The organism is Caballeronia sp. 11_S32, from assembly GCF_056930355.1.
The window spans coordinates 2,371,216-2,392,167 of sequence record NZ_JBXOWH010000003.1 but is presented as its reverse complement, the minus strand read 5'-3'; the positions used below and the strand labels follow the sequence as shown (position 1 = coordinate 2,392,167).

The 20,952-nt window shown below is 64.6% G+C and carries 20 protein-coding genes and 1 tRNA gene; 11 read left to right on the top strand and 10 right to left on the bottom strand.

All coding sequences use genetic code 11. The features are described 5' to 3' along the window. Positions 1–154 precede the first annotated feature (154 nt). The 3 genes from AC1Z32_RS22840 to AC1Z32_RS22830 all read left to right on the top strand — a co-directional run bounded on the left by AC1Z32_RS22840 (position 155) and on the right by AC1Z32_RS22830 (position 2,546). Complete coding sequence (locus AC1Z32_RS22840; protein ID WP_483480790.1) at positions 155–1,405, top strand: aspartate kinase; 1,251 nt, start codon at positions 155–157, stop codon at positions 1,403–1,405. A 186-nt stretch (positions 1,406–1,591) separates the two neighbouring features. Beyond that, positions 1,592–1,684 (top strand) — tRNA-Ser (locus tag AC1Z32_RS22835). A 364-nt stretch (positions 1,685–2,048) separates the two neighbouring features. After that, on the top strand, positions 2,049–2,546 hold the full coding sequence (locus tag AC1Z32_RS22830) for a porin family protein (RefSeq protein WP_483480788.1): 498 nt from the start codon (positions 2,049–2,051) through the stop codon (positions 2,544–2,546). Positions 2,547–2,610: 64 nt separating this feature from the next. On the opposite strand, the gene loiP is transcribed toward AC1Z32_RS22830, so the two are convergent. The 9 genes from loiP to AC1Z32_RS22785 form a co-directional block, all read right to left on the bottom strand. Further along, a complete protein-coding gene (gene loiP / locus AC1Z32_RS22825; RefSeq protein WP_483480786.1) occupies positions 2,611–3,369 on the bottom strand; it encodes a metalloprotease LoiP in 759 nt (252 codons plus the stop codon). A gap of 165 nt (positions 3,370–3,534) precedes the next feature. Then, positions 3,535–4,470, bottom strand: coding sequence for a malonate decarboxylase subunit epsilon (mdcH, locus tag AC1Z32_RS22820; RefSeq protein WP_483480784.1), 936 nt, complete (start codon positions 4,468–4,470; stop codon positions 3,535–3,537). Beyond that, entirely contained in the window at positions 4,467–5,096 is a 630-nt protein-coding gene (locus AC1Z32_RS22815; RefSeq protein WP_483480782.1) for a malonate decarboxylase holo-ACP synthase, read from the bottom strand. Before AC1Z32_RS22815 ends, mdcH begins: the two co-directional genes overlap by 4 nt. Further along, positions 5,096–5,920 carry a biotin-independent malonate decarboxylase subunit gamma gene (mdcE, locus tag AC1Z32_RS22810; protein ID WP_483480780.1) on the bottom strand — a complete coding sequence of 275 codons (825 nt, stop codon included), beginning with the start codon at positions 5,918–5,920 and terminating at the stop codon, positions 5,096–5,098. Before mdcE ends, AC1Z32_RS22815 begins: the two co-directional genes overlap by 1 nt. Beyond that, the gene (locus AC1Z32_RS22805; protein WP_483480778.1) at positions 5,917–6,759 is read right to left on the bottom strand and encodes a biotin-independent malonate decarboxylase subunit beta; all 843 of its coding nucleotides are present in this window, start codon (positions 6,757–6,759) and stop codon (positions 5,917–5,919) included. The genes mdcE and AC1Z32_RS22805 overlap by 4 nt, the downstream gene beginning before the upstream one ends. After that, the gene (locus AC1Z32_RS22800; protein WP_483480776.1) at positions 6,756–7,058 is read right to left on the bottom strand and encodes a malonate decarboxylase subunit delta; all 303 of its coding nucleotides are present in this window, start codon (positions 7,056–7,058) and stop codon (positions 6,756–6,758) included. Before AC1Z32_RS22800 ends, AC1Z32_RS22805 begins: the two co-directional genes overlap by 4 nt. A gap of 23 nt (positions 7,059–7,081) precedes the next feature. Continuing rightward, positions 7,082–7,963, bottom strand: a complete 882-nt coding sequence (locus tag AC1Z32_RS22795) for a triphosphoribosyl-dephospho-CoA synthase (protein WP_483480774.1) — start codon at positions 7,961–7,963, stop codon at positions 7,082–7,084. 5 nt (positions 7,964–7,968) lie between these two features. Continuing rightward, positions 7,969–9,645, bottom strand: a complete 1,677-nt coding sequence (mdcA, locus tag AC1Z32_RS22790) for a malonate decarboxylase subunit alpha (protein WP_483480772.1) — start codon at positions 9,643–9,645, stop codon at positions 7,969–7,971. Beyond that, positions 9,642–10,415 (bottom strand): GntR family transcriptional regulator, encoded by a 774-nt coding sequence (locus AC1Z32_RS22785; protein ID WP_483480770.1) that lies wholly within the window; start codon positions 10,413–10,415, stop codon positions 9,642–9,644. Before AC1Z32_RS22785 ends, mdcA begins: the two co-directional genes overlap by 4 nt. A gap of 144 nt (positions 10,416–10,559) precedes the next feature. Here AC1Z32_RS22785 and AC1Z32_RS22780 point away from each other — a divergent pair, with 144 nt between their 5' ends. From AC1Z32_RS22780 to AC1Z32_RS22770, 3 genes are all read left to right on the top strand, one after another. Beyond that, positions 10,560–11,873, top strand: a complete 1,314-nt coding sequence (locus AC1Z32_RS22780; RefSeq protein WP_483480768.1) for an MFS transporter — start codon at positions 10,560–10,562, stop codon at positions 11,871–11,873. Positions 11,874–12,072: 199 nt separating this feature from the next. Further along, on the top strand, positions 12,073–12,435 hold the full coding sequence (locus AC1Z32_RS22775) for a hypothetical protein (RefSeq protein WP_483480766.1): 363 nt from the start codon (positions 12,073–12,075) through the stop codon (positions 12,433–12,435). A 267-nt stretch (positions 12,436–12,702) separates the two neighbouring features. Next, positions 12,703–13,047: a hypothetical protein gene (locus AC1Z32_RS22770; protein ID WP_483480764.1), complete on the top strand. Its 345-nt coding sequence runs from the start codon at positions 12,703–12,705 to the stop codon at positions 13,045–13,047. Positions 13,048–13,138: 91 nt separating this feature from the next. Here AC1Z32_RS22770 and fabI read toward each other — a convergent pair whose 3' ends face one another. Further along, positions 13,139–13,936, bottom strand: coding sequence for an enoyl-ACP reductase FabI (gene fabI, locus AC1Z32_RS22765; RefSeq protein WP_483480762.1), 798 nt, complete (start codon positions 13,934–13,936; stop codon positions 13,139–13,141). 237 nt (positions 13,937–14,173) lie between these two features. Here fabI and AC1Z32_RS22760 point away from each other — a divergent pair, with 237 nt between their 5' ends. The 5 genes from AC1Z32_RS22760 (at position 14,174) to AC1Z32_RS22740 (ending at position 20,620) form a co-directional block, all read left to right on the top strand. Further along, positions 14,174–16,042: an extracellular solute-binding protein gene (locus AC1Z32_RS22760; protein ID WP_483480760.1), complete on the top strand. Its 1,869-nt coding sequence runs from the start codon at positions 14,174–14,176 to the stop codon at positions 16,040–16,042. A gap of 12 nt (positions 16,043–16,054) precedes the next feature. Beyond that, the gene (locus AC1Z32_RS22755) at positions 16,055–17,098 is read left to right on the top strand and encodes a microcin C ABC transporter permease YejB (protein WP_483480758.1); all 1,044 of its coding nucleotides are present in this window, start codon (positions 16,055–16,057) and stop codon (positions 17,096–17,098) included. A 64-nt stretch (positions 17,099–17,162) separates the two neighbouring features. Continuing rightward, on the top strand, positions 17,163–18,221 hold the full coding sequence (locus AC1Z32_RS22750) for an ABC transporter permease (RefSeq protein WP_483481717.1): 1,059 nt from the start codon (positions 17,163–17,165) through the stop codon (positions 18,219–18,221). Beyond that, on the top strand, positions 18,218–19,816 hold the full coding sequence (locus AC1Z32_RS22745; protein WP_483480756.1) for an ABC transporter ATP-binding protein: 1,599 nt from the start codon (positions 18,218–18,220) through the stop codon (positions 19,814–19,816). The genes AC1Z32_RS22750 and AC1Z32_RS22745 overlap by 4 nt, the downstream gene beginning before the upstream one ends. A gap of 147 nt (positions 19,817–19,963) precedes the next feature. Beyond that, positions 19,964–20,620, top strand: a complete 657-nt coding sequence (locus AC1Z32_RS22740; protein ID WP_483480754.1) for a C40 family peptidase — start codon at positions 19,964–19,966, stop codon at positions 20,618–20,620. Positions 20,621–20,952 lie beyond the last annotated feature (332 nt).

The window sequence follows — 20,952 nt, the reverse complement described above, 5'->3', positions numbered from 1 at the left end:
GCATACCAACATTCTTGTCAGCGCGCGGCGGGCGTGCGGCAGCGCCCGCGTATCGTAGCCGGCTTCGACATCCCCTGAAGCGATCGAGCGCGAGTCTCGAGCGCTCTCGCGTTGAGCGCGTAAAGCGCGGTTTTCCTTCCAGTTCAGAACGACAATGGCACTCATCGTACACAAATACGGCGGCACCTCGATGGGCTCGGTCGAGCGCATCAAGAACGTCGCCAAGCGCGTCGCCAAATGGCACAAGGCCGGCCACAAGATGGTCGTCGTGCCCTCGGCGATGTCCGGCGAAACCAACCGCCTGCTCGGCCTCGCAAGAGACATCAAGGCCGATCCGGACCCGCGCGAACTCGACATGATTGCCTCCACCGGCGAGCAGGTGAGCGTGGGGCTTCTCGCCATCGCGCTGCACGCCGAAGGCCTCGACGCCGTGAGTTATGCCGGCTGGCAAGTGCCGATCCGGACGGACAGCGCCTTCACGAAGGCGCGCATCAGCGAAATCGACGGCGAACGCGTGCTGAAGGACCTCGACGCGGGCAAGGTCGTGGTCATCACGGGCTTCCAGGGCGTCGATCCCGAAGGCCATATCGCGACGCTCGGCCGCGGCGGCTCGGACACCTCGGCGGTCGCGATCGCGGCGGCGATGAAGGCGGACGAGTGCCTGATCTACACCGATGTCGACGGCGTCTACACGACGGACCCGCGCGTGGTCGAAGAAGCGCGCCGGCTCGACCGCGTGACCTTCGAGGAAATGCTGGAAATGGCGAGCCTCGGCTCGAAGGTGCTGCAGATCCGCTCGGTGGAATTCGCCGGCAAGTATCAGGTGAAGACGCGCGTGCTCTCCAGCCTGACCGATCCGCTGATGCCGCTCGAAGACGAGATGCACTCCGGCACCCTGATTACTTTTGAAGAAGACGAGAACATGGAAAAAGCAGTGATTTCTGGCATCGCGTTCCAGCGCGACGAAGCGCGCATCGCGGTCATGGGCGTGCCTGACAAGCCGGGCGTCGCGTATCAGATTCTCGGGCCGGTCGCCGATGCGAACATCGACATCGACATGATCATTCAGAACCAGAGCGTGAACGGCAAGACCGACTTCACGTTCACGGTGGGCCGCGGCGACTATCAGCGCGCGCTCGAAATCCTGAACAACACGGTGAAGGGCCACGTGCAGGCGGAAACCGTGCTGGGCGACCCGAAGGTGTCGAAGGTGTCGGTGGTGGGCGTGGGCATGCGCTCGCACGTGGGCATCGCGAGCACGATGTTCCGCACGCTGTCGGAAGAGGGTATCAACATCCAGATGATCTCCACGTCGGAGATCAAGATTTCGGTGTTGATCGACGAGAAGTACACGGAACTGGCCGTGCGCGCGCTGCACAAGGCGTTCGAGCTGGATCGCGCGTAACTTCTGCTTCCGATGTGACACGGTTGTGAAGGCTCGCGGGCCTTCCAACCGTTGCGGTTTGCGCAGCGCCGGAATTCGAAATGCATCGATTGGCAAAAAATCGTCATGTGAATTTGACCGGCGCCCGCGAACACGCTATTATCTCGATCTCGTTGCACTGCACTCCCGGTGCCAACGAAAAGTTTGGGAGACGTGGCCGAGAGGTCGAAGGCACTCCCCTGCTAAGGGAGCATCTGGCTAAAAACTGGATCGAGGGTTCGAATCCCTCCGTCTCCGCCAGTTGTCGTAGAAGGGCCCCGCAAGTGTAAAAACTTGCGGGGCTTTTTCTTTTCCGCCTGTCCCGGCGCGGTCCTCACTACTGTTCCACTCGAGCCATCGGCTTTCGTATCTGTGCGATTGCGATTGGTTCGCCATCCTGATTGAATCGCGCGCTTTAAGGTTGGCCTGCCTGCGACGAAAGGCAACCTTCCTTTAGGATATTTCCGCTTTCGATGATGACCGTGGATAACTAACCTCGCAGGTTGCTTGCCGGTGGGCAAGCAGAGTGCAACGCAACGCGAGCGTTCGTTGTCCCGATTATGGTCGTTGCCCGAATGCCGTGACGCATTCAGGTAGACCTTTCTCACGGTTCATCAGGTTAGTCATGTCAGATATCAGGAAATTCGTCGCGCCGGTTCTCGTCTCGTTGCTCGCGGTCGTAGACGCTCAGGCCAGCGAATTCGCCGGTCCTTACGCGGGCGCGAAACTCGGCTTCAATTGGTCCGATGCGACCGGCGTCCACCACCAGCAATCCACGCACACCACGTTCTTCCCCGGCCTCACGGCGGGTTACAACTATGATGTCGAGCGCGCGGTGCTCGGCGTCGAAGCCTTCGCCGACTTCCACGGCGGCTCGACGACAAAGAACGACGGCGGCATCGACGCAAAGATCGGCATGCCGATAAACAACGTCATGCCGTACGCGCGCATCGGCTTCACGGGCTTCTGGCCGGATACGCGCCTGCACTACGGCGCGGGCGTCGAATACAAGTTCGACAAGAAATGGAGCGTCGCGGCCGAGTACACCGGCGACACCGCGCACTGCGACGGCGGCAAACGCCGTAACGACAGCCTGACCGTCGGCGTGCACTACTTCTTCTGATTCTTCTCTCGCGATGCGCGCGCGAATCACACGCACACGCACGCGCATCGCGCTCACGTTCGCGTTACTTCCCCGACGCGATCCGATCCTGAATGTGCTTCGCGCGCGTCGGCGACGACGGATGCGAGCTCAGCATGCTCGACTGTCCGCCATCGATCGTCGCGAGCTTCTGGAACGCCGTGACGAGTCCCGCCGGGCTGTAGCCCTTCTTCTTCTGCGTATCGAACGAGTAATCGTCGGCGGCGCTTTCCTGCGATTGCGAGAACTGCGCGTTGACGAATTTCTCGGATAGATCGCCGATCTGCGAGCTGGAGAGGCTCGCGAGCACACCCGAACTCGCCGACGCCACCGAGCGCGCGGCCGATGTCGCATAGGCGACCTGCATCGCCTTCTTGGTGTGGCCGAGCGCGACGTGGCCCATCTCGTGCCCGACGACGCCGCGCACTTCATCGTCGTTCATCAGGTCCATGAGGCCGCTGTAGACGCGCACGCAGCCGTTGGCCATCGCCCACGCATTGACGTCCTTAGTGAGGTACACCTTGTAATTGACCGGCGCGCCGTTGATGTTGTCGCCGAGCTGCTTGGCGATCTTGTTCAGGCGCTGCGTGTACGGGCTCGATGCCGGCGCGATCTTGTTTTCGCTGTCCAGCTGCGTGCACGACTTGTCAGAAAGCGTGCGCACGTCGTTGTCGCTCAGCGCGAGTGCCTGCGTGGCGAGCTGCCCGGATTGCATCAGCGCGTCGGGGTTGAGACTGCCGATGCTGCTGCACGATGCCAGCGCGGTCACGGCGGTAGCCGCGATTGCCAAGCGGATGATTCTCATAGTTGTCCCTAAAAGTGCGTTGTGGTTTGAAGCCCGTATCGGAAACGGGTCGGGCGAAATGCTCGATGGAGAACGACCCATTTGCTACGCGAAAATTCCGATTTTCCTTACAAACCCTGACAACGAGAAGACAAAAATTCGAATCAGTGGTGCACACGCAGTGAATCAGTCCTGCGCGCGGCGGCAGGCGGCGCGCACGCGGGCGGCCACGGATGAGACAGGCGATGCGTCCATCGCGATGCTCGCGGCGTCGGGCAGGGCTTCCGCCGCGAGCTGGGTGAGCGTTTGTCCTGGCGGCATTTCGACGAACACCTTCGCACCGAGTTCGGCCAGCGCGACGGTCGAATCGTGCCAGCGCACGGGATAGCGCAGATTGGTGGCGAGGTCATCGCGGATAGCGTCGGCGCGGCGCAGCACGCGCGCGCCGCGATTGCCGACATACGCGACACGCGGCGTGCCGATATGCACGGCGTTGGCGGCTTCGATGAGCCGTCCGGCGGCATCGTCGAGCAGCACGCAATGCGACGGCACGCTGACGCACAGGCGCTCGGCCTTGCGCGCGCCGCGTGACAGCACGATGTCGCGAACGCTGGCGAGCGCGTCGTCGCTGCCCGACACGACGATCTGGCGCGGCGCATTCAGATTGCCGATGTACGCATCGGCGCCGCTGTCGGCGATCGCGCGGGCGATCTCGGTTTCGTTCAGCCCGAGCACGGCGAGCATGCCGTAGCCGCGCGGATAGGCGTCCTGCATCAGTTGCGCGCGCAGGCGCACGAGCGTTAGCGCATCGGCGAAGGCGATCGCGCCGCTGACGGCCGCCGCGCCGTACGCGCCGACCGACAGCCCCGCGACAGCTTGCGGCTCGACACCTTCGTCCGCAAGCGCGCGCGCCGCCGCCACGCCCGCGACGACGAGCGCGACCTGCACGGCGACGGTCGACGCGAGGGCATCGGCGGTATCGAGCAGGTGCACGTTTTCGCCGAGCACGTCCGACGCTTCGCCGAGCGTGCGCGCGATAGCCGGATGCGGCTTCTCGCCGCCGAGACGATGCAGGAAGCCCGGGGTCTGCGCGCCTTGTCCGGGAAAGAGAAAAGCGATCATGCCGCCGCCCACGGATCGGTGACGAGACGCGGACCGTCGGCGTGCCGCAGCATCACGCGCAGATTGGCGCGCGCGAACTCGGCGAGCGAGAACGCGGCTTCGGGCGTTTCGATTTGCACGTCGATGCGCGCGCCTGCCTTGCGCGCGGCGAGCGAGAGCGCGTCGAGGAGCGTGGCGGCATCCGCGCGCGGCAGGGGCGCCGGCGCGCGCACGACGATGTCGAGGTCGCTCGCCTGCGTGATCGTCGGCAGTGCGCTCGCGAGCTCGAAGCCGGCGCTGCCCGCTGGCCCCCATTCGAGACCGGACGCGTCGATGACCGGCGCGACCGCGCGCAGCAACGCGAACGCGGGCAGGGCGGCGCGCGCGGGCTCAGGCGCGCGCGTGCGCAGATCCTCGGGCGTGAGCAGCGCATCGATCCGGTGCGGATCGATCCACGTGCCGAAGCGTTCGCCGCGCGTGACGCCGCGCACGCCGACCGCGATCGCATCGCCGATGCGAGGCGCGCGCCGCACGACCACGAAAGGCGCACGCGCGAGCGCCGCCGCGACCCACGCGGGCGCGTCGGCGAAAGGCGGCGCATCGGGCGTGAGGCGCAGCAAATCGTGCGGACGCGGCGCGCGGCTCATCACGCGCTCCACTGCTCGCGCATGCGCCTGCGCACTTCGATCGACGCGGCGCGTGTGCGCTTCGCTTCGGCCGACGTGAGACGGTTCGACAGATCGCGCGGACCGTTGCGCGCGTCCTTCACCGCGGTGGCGAGCGACGTCTTCACGCGCTCGATGTCGGCGGAAGAGGGCGCATCGGCGTCGATGTCTTCGATCAGCTCGTGCAGCAATCCGAGCTTCGCGTACGCGCTCATCTTGTACGACATCGGCAGAACCGTGTCGCCGAGCGCGTCGAGACTCTCGACGCTGCGCCGCGTGACGCGCGCCGCGGCTTCCTTGCCCATTGCGTGGACCGCGGTGCCGGGCGCATCGAGCGCGATGATGCGGTTTGCCTGATAGCCGTGCGCGAGATACGCGCCCGACATCGCCGGCCCGACGATCAGCGCGATGACCGGATGCCCGGCGAGCCGCGCGCTCGCGTAGGCATCGACGGCGGCGGCGCACGCGAGGTGAATGCCGAGCAGCTCCTCGCGACGCCCGTACGCCTGGCTCTTCACGTCGACCACGGCGACGATCGGGCGCTTCACGTCGGCATCGCGGTCGGCGTCGATGACCGCGCGCACGGCGCGGGCGAGCAGCCATCCCTGTTCGAGCCCGACGACGTTGTCGGTCGCGCGGGGAAAGCGGTTCGCGGGGTCGGGCACGACGGCGAAGAAGCTCGCGCGTTCGCCGCCTAGCTGGCCGTCGCGGGCGCGGATCGGGCCGCTTCCGGCGGCCTGGGCTTCTTGGGCTTCGGCCGTCAGCGCGTCGAGCCAGCGCGCGCCGCGGGAAAGAATGGCGGTCATGATGTGCCCCACAAGGTGCGCAGTGTGTCGGGATCGATGGCCTCCGGATTCACCTGCGCGAGCCGCGCGATGAAGCCGTCGACGTTCTCGCTGCGATGCAGCTTCGGCACGCCGCGCGTGAACGCGGCGAGCACGGCGGCTCGAACCTGGTCGGTATCGTCTTCGACGAGCGTATCCGCCAGCCCGACCGCGACGCGTTCCTCGCCGCCGATCATCGACCAGATGAGTCGACGGTCGCCCGAATCGAGTTCCTCGATGCCCGCTTCCTGCTCGATCACTTCGGGGCCGTTCATGCCGAGGCGCGCCTGACGCGTCATCACGAGTTCGGTGCAGAGCGCCGCCGCGAGCGACATGCCGCCGAAGCAGCCGACCATGCCGCCGATCACGCCGACGACCGGCACGTGACGCCTGAGCGCGACGATCGCCGCCTGAATCTCGGCGATGACGGCCAGCCCGAGGTTCGCTTCCTGCAAGCGCACGCCGCCGGTTTCGAACAGCACCACGGGGCGAATAGGGCGGCCCGCTTCGCATTCGCTCAAGGCCATCTCGAGCGCCGCCGCGATCTTCGCGCCCGACACTTCGCCGATGCTGCCGCCCTGGAACGCGGGCTCGATCGCGGCGATCACCGCGGGCTCGCCGGCAAGCGTGCCGCGCGCGACGACACCGCCGTCGTCGGACTGGCAGACGATGTTCTGCATCGCGAGCCACGGCGATTCGAGCCGGTCGAACGGGCCGAGCAGTTCGCGGAACGTGCCTTTATCGAGCAATGATTGCGCGCGCTCGCGCGCCGTCAGTTCGATAAAGCTGTGCCGCGCGAGAAAAGTGTCGTGCGCGTTCATGGCGTGTCTCCTTCGCTCGCTTCCACGGCTTCGCTCAGGCGCAGCATGACGACGCCGGGCGTCGCGCCGAAGTCGTTGACTTCGATTTTCGCGGCGCCGTCGTAGCGCTGGAAGAAGCGGTCGAGCACGCTCTTCCACACGTGGCCGTAACCATCGACGCTCGTGCGGATCACCACTTCCGCGTTCGCATGCTGCGATGGCGAGAGCAGCACTTCGAGATCGCCCGAGCCGACCACGCCCACGTGCGCGCGGCGCGTGACGGGCCGTTTGGCCGGGTATTCGTATCGCATGTTTTCCATCGGTCGGTCCTCTTCGATGCGCCTTAAGCCAGGCGCCTGAGACTGTCGAGAAAGAGCGTCGCCGCGAGCAGGTCGGCGGCGCCGCCGGGCGATGCATTCAATGCCAGCAATTCGGCTTCGAGTCTTTCCAGCTTGGCGCGGCCTTCGTGCGTGCTCGCGCCGCCTTTGCGCCGCACGCGCTGCGCGCCGCGTTTCGCCACGTCGAGCGCGTTCAGCCCGCCGCGATGCAAAAGACACGTATCGTCGAGTGACGCGATGATCGCGATCAGCGCATCGAGCCGCGCGCCGGATTCGCCGATACCGCGTGCGCGCGCATCGTCGAGGGCGGGCAGGCCGATGCGCAGCGCATGCGGAAAGCCGTCGCGCGCCTCGCCGCGCGCGCCCGCAACCCGATAGCGTTCGCTCGCGCGCGCGCCGTGGCTCGCCGCCGCCGATGCGGGCGCGTATCGATCGTCGAAGCGCGCGATTTGCGCGGCCGATGCGCAGATCGCTTCGCTGTCGCCGGGCGCATGCATCGCCGCGCCCGCGCACAGCAAACCGATGATCCAGATCGCGCCGCGATGCGCGTTGCTGCCGTCGGTCGCGCGCATCATCGCGGCTTCGCCTTCACGGCCGATGCGCGCCAGCTGCTCGCGCAAGACCTGCGACGGCTGCGCGCCGCGCGCCGCGCGCGCGATCGCGAGAAACGTCGGCTGCAAGGCATGCGCGGAACGCAGCATCGTGTCCAGATCGAGATCGCAATGCGCGCCGCTGCCGCGTTCATCGACGAGCGCGGGCTTCGGCGTGAGACGCGCCTCGGCGATCAGCGCATCGACGGCGTGCGCGGCTATGGTCAGCGGCGAAGTCGTGAATGCGCGGGCATCGTCGCGCGGAAGGGGAAGGGCCGCTGCTGTCTTTCCAGCCATCGGGATCACCAGCTTCTGAAGCGCGCGGGCGGCGCGTACAGGCCGCCGGACCACGCGACGAGATCGTCGATGCTGCGCGCCGCGAGCAGCGAGCGCTTCGCTTCGCCGCGCCGCACGCCGAGATCTTCCGGATACGCGACGATGCCGCGCCGTCTCAGTTCCGCCGTCTTCGCAGGATCGGCGCGCATGCCGATAGGCGTCACGCCCGCGACCGCCGCGAGCGCGGCGCGGCGCTCATCGACGCCTTCGGCCGCATGCAGATACGCGATGCCTTCCTCGGTCACGACGTGCGTGACATCGTCGCCGTAGATCATCACGGGCGCGATCGGCATGCCGCTTTTCTCGCCGACGGCGATCGCATCGAGCGCATCGACGATGGTCGGCTCGCCGCCTTTCTTGTACGTCTCGGCGGTCTGCACGACGAGCTTGTGACCGCGCGCGATCTTCGGATTCGGGCCGTCGTCCTTAAGCAGCTTGAGCCACGCGTCGCTCGAATGGCGGCGTCCGCGCGGATCGTGTCCCATGTTCGGCGCGCCGCCGAAGCCGGCAAGCCGCCCGAGCGTGACCGTCGACGAGTTCGCGTCCGCGTCCATCTGCAAGGTCGAGCCGATGAAGAGATCGACGCCATATTGCCCCGCAAGCTGACAGAACACGCGATTCGAGCGCAGGCTGCCGTCGCGTCCGGTGAAGAACACGTCGGAGCGCGCCGCGATGTAATCCTCCATGCCGACTTCGCTGCCGAAGCAATGCACGCTTTGCACCCAGCCGGATTCGATCGCGGGAATGAGCGTCGGATGCGGATTGAGCGCCCAGTTCGTGCAGATCTTGCCCTTGAGCCCGAGCGCTTCGCCGTAAGTCGGCAGAAGCAGTTCGATCGCGGCGGTATCGAAGCCGATGCCGTGATTGAGCGAGGTCACGCCATAGCGGTCGTAGATGCCGCGGATCGTCATCATCCCCATGAGGATCTGCAATTCGCCGATGTGGCGCGGATCGCGCGTGAAGAGCGGCTCGACGGCGAACGGCTTGTCCGCCTCCACGACGACATCGACCCACGAGCCGGGGATATCGACGCGCGGCAGTTCATCGACGATCTCATTGACTTGCGCGACGACGATGCCATGACGAAACGCGGTGGCCTCGACGATGGTCGGCGTGTCCTCGGTGTTCGCGCCGGTATAGAGATTGCCGTGCCGGTCCGCCTGCACCGCGCACACGAGCGCCACCTGCGGCGTGAGATCGATGAACATGCGCGCATACAGTTCGATATACGTATAGATCGCGCCGATCTCCAGCATGCCGTCTTCGAGCAGTTGCGCGACACGCAGGCTCTGCGGCCCCGCGAACGCGAAATCGACCTTGCGCGCGATGCCTTGCTCGAAGAGCGCGAGATGCTCCGGCCGGCTGATGCTCGAGATGAGCAGATGCACGTCGTGCACGCGCGCGGGATCGAGCTTCGCGAATGCGCGCGAAAGGAAGTCGGCCTGCTTCTGGTTGTTGCCTTCGAGCGCGACGCGATCGCCGGTGACGATCAGCGCGCTCAGGGCATCGACGATGCGCGCGGTATCGAGCACGGAGCCGTTCAGCCACGGCTCGATCAGCTTCAGACGCCGCGCCTTTTCCTGCGCGCGCGTGTTCCAGTTGCGGGGTGCGGCGAGCGCGTCGGCGGGTGTGGACGAGTTCATCGGTCGGCCTTCGGGGAGATCGTTCGGGATGGTGCGCGGCGCTTCTTCTTGACATGGCTCGTTTGAGCGAGCGCCTGGGCATCGGCGAGAAAGCGGTAGATCAGTTCGCCCGTCGCGAGCAGATGGCGCGCGACGAGCGTCTGCGCCTGTTCTATGTCGCGCGCGGCAAGCGCTTCGAAGATCGCGCGGTGCTCGGCATCGGAGGAATCCTTGTGAATCGGAAGCCCGAGCTTCAGGCGCAGATAGCGCTCGCCGCGCCGATGCATCTGACCGATCAGCTCCATCAGGCGCGGACGGTTCGCGGGCGCGTAGAGGCTCATGTGGAACTGCTCGTTGCGCACCACATAGAGCGCCGGATCGGGCTCGCTCTCGGCGGCTTCGAGCAGGCGTTTCGACTCGGCGAGCGTCTCGGGCGTGTGATGCCCGATCGCAATGCCGATCGCCAGGCTTTCCAGCGATGCGCGGATCTCGTAGATCTCGCGCGCCTCGTCGGCGGATTGCAGGCTGACGGCCGCGCCGCGATTCGGCTCGATCGTCACCCAGCCTTCGCTTTCGAGCTGGCGGAACGCCTCGCGCACCGGAATCGCGCTCACGGAAAACTGCCGCGCGATTGCGTCCTGACGCAGCGGCTCGCCCGGCAACAGCGAACCTTCGACGATCGCGGCGCGCAGCGCATCCGCGATGAAGCGCGACGTGCTCTGGCGCGGTTCGAACTGCGCGTCGCGAAATGAAGCCGGAGTCTGCGATCCGGCGGAAAGATCGGTCGGCATGGCTAGGTGAAAGTGCGGAGTTGTCGTATGTCGATGTTCAAATATTATATATAAAAATGCACATCGAACCCCGGTGCTTTCCCTAGACGCCATAACAAACACTATTCGATGGCGCGTCGTTAATTCCCTTAAAGAGACATGGCCATGCCGACAACGCTGGATCGAGAGATACGCGCCACGCGCGCCAGGAAGACGCCGCTCAACCGGTCGCAGATCACCGGTTTCTGGGGCGCGTGGGCCGGCTGGACGCTCGACGGAATGGATTCGTTCATCTACGCGCTCGTGCTCGCCCCCGCGCTGACGGAATTGCTGCCGCGCTCGGGCTACGTGGCGACGCCGGCGAACGTCGGTCTCGCGGGCTCGATTCTGTTCGCGCTCTTTCTGGTGGGGTGGGGCCTGTCGTTCATCTGGGGGCCGCTCGCCGACCGCTTCGGGCGCACCAAGGTGCTCGCGGCGACCATCTTCACGTTCGCGATTTTCACCGGGCTCGCCGCGACCGCGCATACGGTGTGGGAACTCGGCATCTATCGCTTCTTCGCGGGCGTGGGTATCGGCGGGGAATGGGCGCTGGCTGGGACGTATGTCGCGGAAGCATGGCCGGAGGATCGGCGCAAGATGGGCGCGGGCTATCTGCAGACGGGCTACTACGCGGGCTTCTTTCTCGCGGCCGCGCTGAATTACACGATCGGCGCGGCGTTCGGCTGGCGCGCGATGTTCCTCGTCGGGCTGTTTCCGGTCGTCGTGTCGATCATGGTGCTCCTGCGCGTGAAGGAAACCGACAAGTGGCAGCGCGCCGAAGCGGGTCATCCGCACGTCAGGCATGAGAGCTCGCTCAAGGCGATCTTCAATGCGCAATACCGCAAGCGCACGATCGTCGCGGCCGTGCTGCTGACGGTGGCGATCATCGGTCTGTGGGCGGGCGCGGTGTACGAGCCGTCGGCGGTCATCCAGCTCGCGACGAAGGCGGGCATGGACAAGGCGGAAGCGGCGCGCATGGCGTCGATCGCGACGGGGCTGCTTTCGATCGGCACGATCATCGGCTGTCTCGCATTGCCGCCGATGGCCGAGAAGATCGGCCGCAGAAAGACGCTCGCGGTGTATTTCGCCGGCATGGCGGCTTCGATCGCGCTCGCGTTCGGCTGGGCGTTCTACCTGCCGAACGGGCTCGTGCCGTTCATCGCGCTGCTCGTCGTGCTGGGCTTCTTCGGCGGCAACTTCGCGCTGTTCTCGCTGTGGCTGCCCGAGCAGTTCGAGACCCGCGTGCGTGCAACCGCCTTCGCGTTCTGCACGTCGATCGGGCGCTTCTTCGGTGCGATCGTGAATTTCGGCATCGGCGCGATGGTGCTCAACATGAAGACCCTCGGCGTGCCGATCGCAATCACGGCGGTCGCGTTCCTGATCGGTCTCGCGGTGATTCCGCTCGCGCCCGAAACGAAGGGCCAGGAACTACCGAACTGAGCGACGCGGGTCGCATCGCGAGCGGCGGCCTTCGGCAATCGAAGGCCGCCGTTTTTCATACGCGCGAGGCTTACTTTTCGTAAGTTTTTGCTCGGTTTCTGCTCAGTAATAGGTGGTTACGAAGCCGAACACTCGCCGCGGTTTCCATCCGATATAGTCCGGCCAACACAACAAACAACCCATCGAGGTGGGGCTTCACATGAACAAGGTATCGAAGGCTTCCGTGCTGGCTGGCGCCGTGATGATCGGCGGCCTGATGCTGTCCGGCGCGGCCAATGCGGGCGTGTCCGTAGGCGTCAACATCGGTGTGCCCGCGCCCGTGTACGTGGCGCCCGAGCCGGTCTATGCGCCGCCTCCGCCGCCCGTCGTTTACGCGCCGCAGCCGGTGTATGCGCAGCCGGTCGTCGTGATCGGCTGGCACGGCGATCGTTACTGGGACGGCCGCCGCTATTGGGAACGCGACGACTGGTATCGCCATCACGGCCACGGATACGGCCACGATCGCGACGACGATGACGATCAGGGCCATGGCCACGGTCACGGCCATCACGGCTGGCATTGAGCGTTTTCATCGAGCGCTGCGGACCCATGGAAGCCACCCGGAAGCGGGTGGCTTTTTCGTGCGCGCTCAATAATCAGAGGTTGGATTCGCGCAACGCCCGCTGCCTGACAGCAAATTCCTGCTGCCACACAATGTAACAAAAAGTAAGCTTTCTCCTGACATTACGCGCAGGCGAGCAAGAACTTACAAAGCTGAAATATTGTGCTGAAAGCTTTCCGTTATATTTTTCCGCAAGCGAACAAGCAAAAAAGCGAGGTGCGTTTGCGTATGAAAAAGAAACTTGCGGGACGAATCGTGGCGGGCGTGCTGGCGGTCGCGGCCTTGGGCGCGACGAGCATCGCGCGCGCGGATGTGCATGTGGGCGTGAACGTCGGCATTCCCGCGCCGGTGTACGTCGCGCCGACGCCGGTTTATGCGCCGCCTCCGCCGCCTGTCATCTATCAGCCCGCGCCGGTGTACGTGGCGCCGGTGGTGATCGGCTGGCACGGCGACCGTTACTGGGACGGCCGCCGATACTGGAACCGCAACGACTGGTATGGCCATCATGGGCATGGCCACGGTCACGGCAATGGGCATGGCAAGGGCCACGGGAACGGGCACGGACATCACTGAGGGCAGGGCTTGAGCCTGCCGCAGCAAACGAAAAAGCGCCGCTCACCTCAAGTGAGCGGCGCTTTTTTCTTCGAGCGCGGCGAACGAGCGCTTATTCCGCTTCGCTGCCCATTCCGCCGACGACCGCGTGGAACCCGGCATCGACATGGACGACCTCCGCGCTCACGCCGCCCGACAGATCCGACAGCAGGAACGCCGCGACATTGCCCACTTGCTCGATGGTCACGTTGCGCTTGAGCGGCGCGTTTTCTTCGACGAAGTTCAGAATCTTGCCGAAGCCCTTGATGCCGCTCGCCGCGAGCGTCTTGATGGGGCCGGCCGAGATGGCGTTGACACGCACGCCCTTGCCGCCGAGCGACGGCGACGCCGCCATGTAACGCACGCTCGCTTCGAGCGATGCCTTCGCGAGACCCATCGTGTTGTAGTTCGGCAGTGCGCGCTCGGCGCCGAGATAGGAAAGCGTGAGCAGCGACGAGCCGTCTTTCAGCATCGGCAGCGCGGCCTTCGCGAGCGCGGGGAAGCTGTACGCGGAGATATCGTGCGCGACGCGGAAGTTCTCGCGCGTCATGCCGTCGAGGAAGTCGCCGGCGATCGCCTCGCGCGGCGCGAAGCCGATGGAATGCACGAGGCCGTCGAGCGAGTCCCATCGTTCCTTGAGCGAGGTGAAGAGCGCCTCGATCTGCGCATCGTCGGCGACGTCGCAGGGGTAGACCATGTCGCTGCCGAACTCGGTCGCGAATTCGGTGATGCGCTCCTTGAAACGCTCGCCGACATACGTGAACGCCAGCTCCGCGCCTTCGCGCTTGCAGGCCTCGGCGATGCCGTAAGCGATCGAGCGGTTCGACAGCAGGCCCGTCAGCAGAATTCGTTTTCCAGCGAGAAAGCCCATGAATGCTCCTTCTTTGATGTCAATGTCGCGCGGGCGCTTGATCGGGTGCCGCGCGCGTCGTGCGTGGCGCGATCGGCTCCGATGGGCATGCCTGTGTCCCAGGCCGATTGGCGCATGATTTTGGGTAGAATTCTCTCACATCGCAATGCCCCGCCGAGCATTCTTGCGGCGTTCGCTCCGGGCTTTCGTTCGGGTCTCTTCAATCGCGTCACCCATTCACATCGCGCCAAGAGGCCCATGACGACTCGCACGACGATCCGCTCATCCCGCGCCTCACACTGGTTCATCGCCTGCGCGCTGGCCGGTTCGATCGCATCGATCGCGAGCCCGGCCAGCGCGGTTCACGCGATCGCGCAATACGGCGAGCCGAAATATCCGGCCGGTTTCAAGCACTTCGATTACGTCAATCCCGATGCGCCGCGCGACGGCACGCTCGTGCTCGCGAATCCGAACCGGCTGACGAGCTTCGACAAGTTCAATCCGTTCACGCTGCGCGGCAACCCCGCGCCGGGTCTTTCGCTGATGTTCGAGAGCCTGACGACAGGCAGTTCCGACGAGGTATCCACCGCGTACGGCCTCCTCGCCGACGATATCTCCGTCGCCCCTGACGGCATGTCGACGACGTTCCACATCAATCCGAAAGCGCGCTTTTCCAACGGCGATCCGGTCACGGCCGAAGACGTGAAGTTCTCGTTCGAAACGCTGAAGAGCCCGAAGGCCGCGCCGCAGTTCTCGGTCTACTTCGGGCAGATCGCGCGCGCGGTCGTCGTCGATCCGCTCACGATCCGCTTCGAGTTCAAGATCGCGACGCGCGAAATGCCGCTGCTCGCGGGCGGCATCCCCGTGTTCTCGCGCAAGTGGGGCGTGAAGCCCGACGGCACGCGCATTCCGTTCGATCAGATCGCGTTCCAGAAGCCCATCGGCAGCGGGCCGTATCTGATCGACCGCTTCGACAACGGCCGCACCATCTCATACAAGCGCAATCCGGATTACTGGGGCGCGGGGCTGCCGGTGCGCGTCGGGTTGTTCAACTTCGCGCACATCGATTACAAGCTCTACGGCGATCCCACCGCGCGCCTCGAAGCGTTCAAGGCGGGCGAATACGACGTGCTCGTCGAATACGTCGCGCGAAGCTGGGTGCGGCGCGATATCGGCAAGCGCTTCGACAGCGGCGAACTCATCAAGCGCGAATTCCCGCAGCACAACGGCACGGGCATGCAGGGCTTCTTCATGAACACGCGCAAGCCGCTCTTCAAGGATGTGCGCGTGCGCCAGGCGCTCGATCTCGCGCTCGATTTCGAGTGGCTGAACCGGCAACTGTTCTTCAACCAGTACCGACGCATCGACAGTTTCTTCGTCAATACGGATCTGCAGGCGAAGGGCAAGCCGAGCGATGGCGAGCTCTCCATATTGAACCCGCTGAAGACGCAGCTCGATCCCGCCGTGTTCGGCGAGATGCCGCGCCAGCCCGATACGGACCCGCCCGGCTCGCTGCGCGCGAATCTGATCAAGGCGCGCGAATTGCTCGCTCAGGCCGGCTGGACGTATCGCGACGGCGCGCTGCGCAACGCAAAGGGCGAGCCGTTCGTCTTCGAGATTCTCGACGACACCGGCGGCGGCGCGTCCATGGAACCGGTCGCGGCCGCGTTCGGGCGCAATCTGCAGAAGCTCGGCATCACGATGAACTTTCGCACCGTCGATTACGCGCTGATCCAGAAGCGTCTCGACGCGTTCGACTTCGACATGACGAGCGTGCGCATGCCCGACGTGCAGGTTCCGGGCACCGAGCAGGTCTCGCGCTTCGGCAGCAAGTCCGCGGACGAGCAGGGCTCCGACAATCTCGCGGGCGTGAAATCGCCGGCCATCGATGCGATCCTGCAGAAGGTGATCTCCGCGCAGACGCGCGAGCAGCTCGTCGACGCGACGCACGCGCTCGATCGCGTGCTGATGAACGGCTGCTATGTGGTGCCGCACTGGTACTCGGCGACGCATCGCGTGGCGTATCGCAATACGCTCGCGTATCCGTCGACATTGCCGCTGTATTACGGCGCCGAGGAGTGGGTCATATCGACGTGGTGGGCGAAGCCCGCGCACGCGGCGAAGTAACGAGGACGCGCCATGTGGAGCTACATCCTTAAACGCATTCTCTTGATGATCCCGACGCTCATCGGCGTCTTGACGCTCACGTTCGTCGTGATCCAGTTCGTGCCGGGCGGACCGGTCGAGCAGGCGGTGCACGATCTGCGGCGCGGCCAGTCGGAAGGCGGTGGCGGCGGCTTCGGGCTGCGCACGCACACGGGCGTCGACGCGCAACAGGTCGAGCAGCTCAAGAAGCTCTACGGCTTCGACAAGCCGCCGCTGCAGCGATACTTCCTCATGCTCGGCAAATTCGCGCGCTTCGATCTCGGCGAGAGCTATTTCAGGCATCAGAGCGTGTGGTCGCTGATCGTTTCGAAGCTGCCGGTGTCGATCAGCATCGGCTTGTGGACCTTCTTCATCACGTATCTGATATCGGTGCCGCTCGGCATCGCGAAGGCGGTGAAAAACGGCTCGAAGTTCGATGTCGCGACGAGTCTCATCGTGCTCATTGGCTTCGCGATTCCAGGCTTCGTGCTGGGCGTGCTGCTGCTCGTGCTGTTCGGCGGCGGGTCGTTCTGGCAACTGTTCCCGTTGCGCAATCTCACCTCCGACAACTGGGCGACGCTCTCGCTCGGCGGCAAGATTCTCGATTATCTGTGGCACATCACGTTGCCGGTGGCGGCGTCGGTGGTCGGCAGCTTCGCCATCATCACGATGCTCACGAAGAACGCGTTTCTCGACGAGATCCGCAAACAGTACGTGCTGACCGCGCGCGCCAAAGGCTTGAGCGAGCGCCGCGTGCTCTGGAAGCACGTGTTCCGCAATGCGCTGCTGCCGCTGATCGTCGGCTTTCCGGCGGCGTTCATCGGCGCGTTCTTCACGGGCAGCCTGCTGATCGAAACGCTCTTTTCGCTCGACGGCCTCGGCCTGCTCTCGTACGAATCCGTCGTGCGGCGCGACTATCCGGTCGTGCTCGGCACGCTCTATCTCTTCACGCTGATCGGCCTCGCGACGAAGCTCGTCTCGGACCTGTGCTACGTCTGGGTCGATCCGCGCATTCAATTCGAACAACTGGAGCGCTGATTTGAATCGAGCCGCTTCACCACGATCTTCACGGCGCGGCGTCAACGGCAGCGACGCGCAGCCGCTGCGCGACGAGGTTTCGGTGCCGCCCGGGCGGCGCGTCTGGCAGCGCTTCAAGCGCAATCGACTGGGCTACTGGAGCCTCATCGTGTTCGTCGCGGCGTTCGTCATCAGCCTCGCGGGGCCGTTGTGGTCGAACGACAAGCCGCTCGTCGTGCGCTATCAGGGGCAGTTCTACTTTCCGCTCGTGAAGACGTATGCGGAGACGACCTTCGGCGGCGACTTCCCGACGCCCGCCGACTATCTCGATCCCTTTGTGCGCGATCGGTTCAGCGCGCCCGGCAACTTCGCGATCTATCCGCCGAATCACTACTACTACGACACGCTCAATTACTTCTCGAAGGGCTCGAATCCCGCGCCGCCTTCGCGGGAAAACTGGCTCGGCACCGACGACCGCGGCCGCGATGTGTTCGCGCGGCTCGTGTACGGCTTTCGCGTGTCGGTGCTGTTCGCGCTCGTGCTCACCGCGATCGGGACGGCGGTCGGTGTCGTCGCGGGCGCGGTGCAGGGTTATTTCGGCGGAAGGATCGATATCACCGGGCAGCGGCTGATCGAGATATGGAGCGCGCTGCCGGAGCTTTATCTGCTGATCATCTTTGCGTCGATTTTCGAGCCTAGCCTGATTCTGTTGATCATTCTGCTGTCGCTGTTTGGGTGGATCGGCTTATCGGATTATGTGCGCGCGGAGTTTCTGCGCAATCGCACGCAAGACTACGTGCGTGCGGCGCGCGCGATGGGGCTCTCGAACTGGCAGATCATCTGGCGGCACGTGTTGCCCAACAGCATGACGCCGGTCATCACGTTTTTGCCGTTTCGCATGAGCGGCGCGATTCTCGCGCTGACGAGCCTCGATTTTCTCGGGCTCGGCGTGCCATCGCCAACGCCGTCGCTCGGCGAACTGCTTGCACAAGGCAAGGCGAATCTCGATGCGTGGTGGATTTCGCTCTCGACGTTCGGCGTGCTCGTCGCCACGTTGCTGCTGCTCACCTTCATGGGCGATGCCTTGCGCAACGCCCTGGATACGCGCATCTCCGATGCGGTCAAAGCGGGAGGCGGGCAGTGAGCGAGCCGCTACTTTCGATCGAAGACCTGCGCGTGCGCTTCGGCGACACGCTCGCTGTCGACGGCGCGAATCTCGAAATACGCGCGGGCGAGCGTGTGGCGCTCGTCGGTGAATCGGGCTCGGGCAAGAGCGTGACGGCGCTGTCGATCCTGCGCCTCTTGCGCGACGCCGAACTCAGCGGCTCGATCCGCTTCGCCGGCGACGAACTGCTTTCGAAGAGCGAGCACGCGATGCGCGGCCTGCGCGGCTCCGACATCGCGATGATCTTCCAGGAGCCGATGACCGCGCTCAATCCGCTCTACACGGTGGGCGACCAGATCGGCGAAACGATTCAACTGCACGACGGCGCGACCCCGCGCGAGGCGAGGCAGCGCGCAATCGCGCTGCTCGCGCGCACGGGCATCACGGAGCCGGAGCGGCGTGTCGACAGCTATCCGCATCAGCTATCGGGCGGACAGCGCCAGCGCGTCATGATCGCGATGGCGCTCGCGTGCCGGCCGCGGCTTCTGCTCGCCGACGAGCCGACCACGGCGCTCGACGTGACGATCCGCGCGCAGATCGTCGAATTGCTGCTGGAGCTGCAGCGCGATGAAGCCGAGAAACGCGGCATGGCCGTGCTGCTCATCACGCACGACCTGAATCTCGTGCGGCGTTTCGCCGAGCGCGTCGCGGTGATGGAGAAGGGCGTGCTCGTCGAGAGCGGCGCGGTGGAGGAGATTTTCACGTCGCCGCAGCATCCGTACACGCAGCGTCTTCTGGCGAGCAAGCCGAAGCGCAGCGTGCTGCCCGTGCTGCCGATCGCGCCGGTATTGCTCGACGCGAAGGACGTGTCGGTGGACTATCCGACGCGCCTGCCGGGTTTCGCCGGCTGGTTCAGGCGCGGTCGTTTCAAAGCCGTCGACGACGTGACGCTGACGCTGCGGCAGGGCGAGACGCTCGGCATCGTCGGCGAGTCGGGTTCGGGGAAGTCCACGCTCGCGATGGCGCTCCTCGGCCTGCAGCGCACGTCGAACGGCACGGTGCAGTTTCAGGGCCGCGCGCTCAGCGATTTCCGCGGACGCGAAAAAACCGTGCTGCGCTCGAATCTTCAAGTGGTGTTTCAGGACCCGTTCAGCTCGCTCTCGCCGCGGCAGACGGTTGCGCGGATCGTCGGGGAAGGGCTCGCGCTGCATCGCCCGGAACTCGATTCGGCCGCGCGGCGCGCGAAGGTGATCGCGGTGCTGCGCGAAGTCGGCATGGACCGTTCGGCGCTCGATCGCTATCCGCATGAGTTTTCGGGCGGACAGCGGCAGCGCATCGCGATCGCGCGCGCCCTCGTGCTGGAGCCGAGCATCCTGATCCTCGACGAGCCGACGAGCGCGCTCGATGTTTCCATTCAGACTCAAGTACTTGCGCTGCTCGCCGACATTCAGAAGAAGCACAATCTCGGCTATGTTTTCATCAGCCATGACTTGCAGGTGATCGGCGCAATGGCGCATCGCGTCGCGGTGATGCGGAATGGTTTTGTCGTGGAAGCGGGGGAAGTAGAGAAGATTTTTGCGAACCCTTCCGACGAATACACAAGAAAGCTTCTGAAAGCAGCCCTAGATTCCTAAAAATCTTTCTTTTTCACCAATTGAGTGCCCATCTCAATTGTATTTTTCTATTTCTTTTGACAGTTAAATACTTTATGGCTAGTATCCCTCCAAACTTTCACGTATCTCCCTGATTTAGCAGCTTTTAATTGTAAAACCTACCGACCGATGCAGCCACTAACGATGACTCAGACATGCGCGCGCGCCGCCGCGAGCATGTTGATCGGCCTCCTGATGACAACAACTTCCGGCGCGTTCGCCGACGAAGTCAGCAGTAGAAGCCAAAATGCCAGCAATGGCATTTTTTCCTCCAAATCCAATGATGCAGCGACCGCAGACACCGCCAGCACGTCGGGCGGCGCAAAGTCGTTTCTGTCGGGCGTGGCGAGCAAAGCCGGCGATGTCGTCGTCGGCGCGCTGAACATGATCGGCGTGCGCTATCGCTGGGGCGGCAATTCGCCCGATTCGGGCCTCGACTGCAGCGGCTTCGTCCGCTACGTCTTCCAGGACACGCTTGGCATGACCCTGCCGCGCCGCGCCGAGGAAATGAGCCGCGTCGGCGAGAAGGTCGCCGTGAGCGAACTGAAACCGGGCGATCTCGTGTTCTTCAACACGATGCGCCGTTCGTTCTCGCACGTCGGCATCTATATCGGCGACAACAAGTTCGTGCATTCGCCGTCCACCGGCAGCACGATCCGCGTCGACGACATGGAAGACGGCTACTGGGAAAAGCGTTTCCAGGGCGCGCGCCGTATCGAGAACGCGCAAGTCGGCGATGGCTCGGAACTGCGCCAGCGCGTGAGCGCGACCATCGGCGGTTACTGACACTGCCGGCCAGATCGCGACAAGCGGCAATCGAAAAGCCTGCTTCCTTTCGGATGCAGGCTTTTTTGTTTTTCCGAGCCGTTTTTCCGAGCCGGCCGCGCGGCATGTAAAAGTCGATCGGCTCCATCGGAAAGCCTCATTGCACGCGTTCGCAAAAGCCGTTATAGTTTTTGAATGAACTTTTTCCCGTTCCCCTTCTCGCTGTTCCCGGCAGGTGCGTCGTCGCTACGCGCACTATCGCTGCTAGCGCGCCTATCGCGCTGATTCGTCTCGCCTCCCGTCTGCTCGTCCAATTCAGGTTTTCGACGCCAGCGGTGGCGCGAACACCCGAA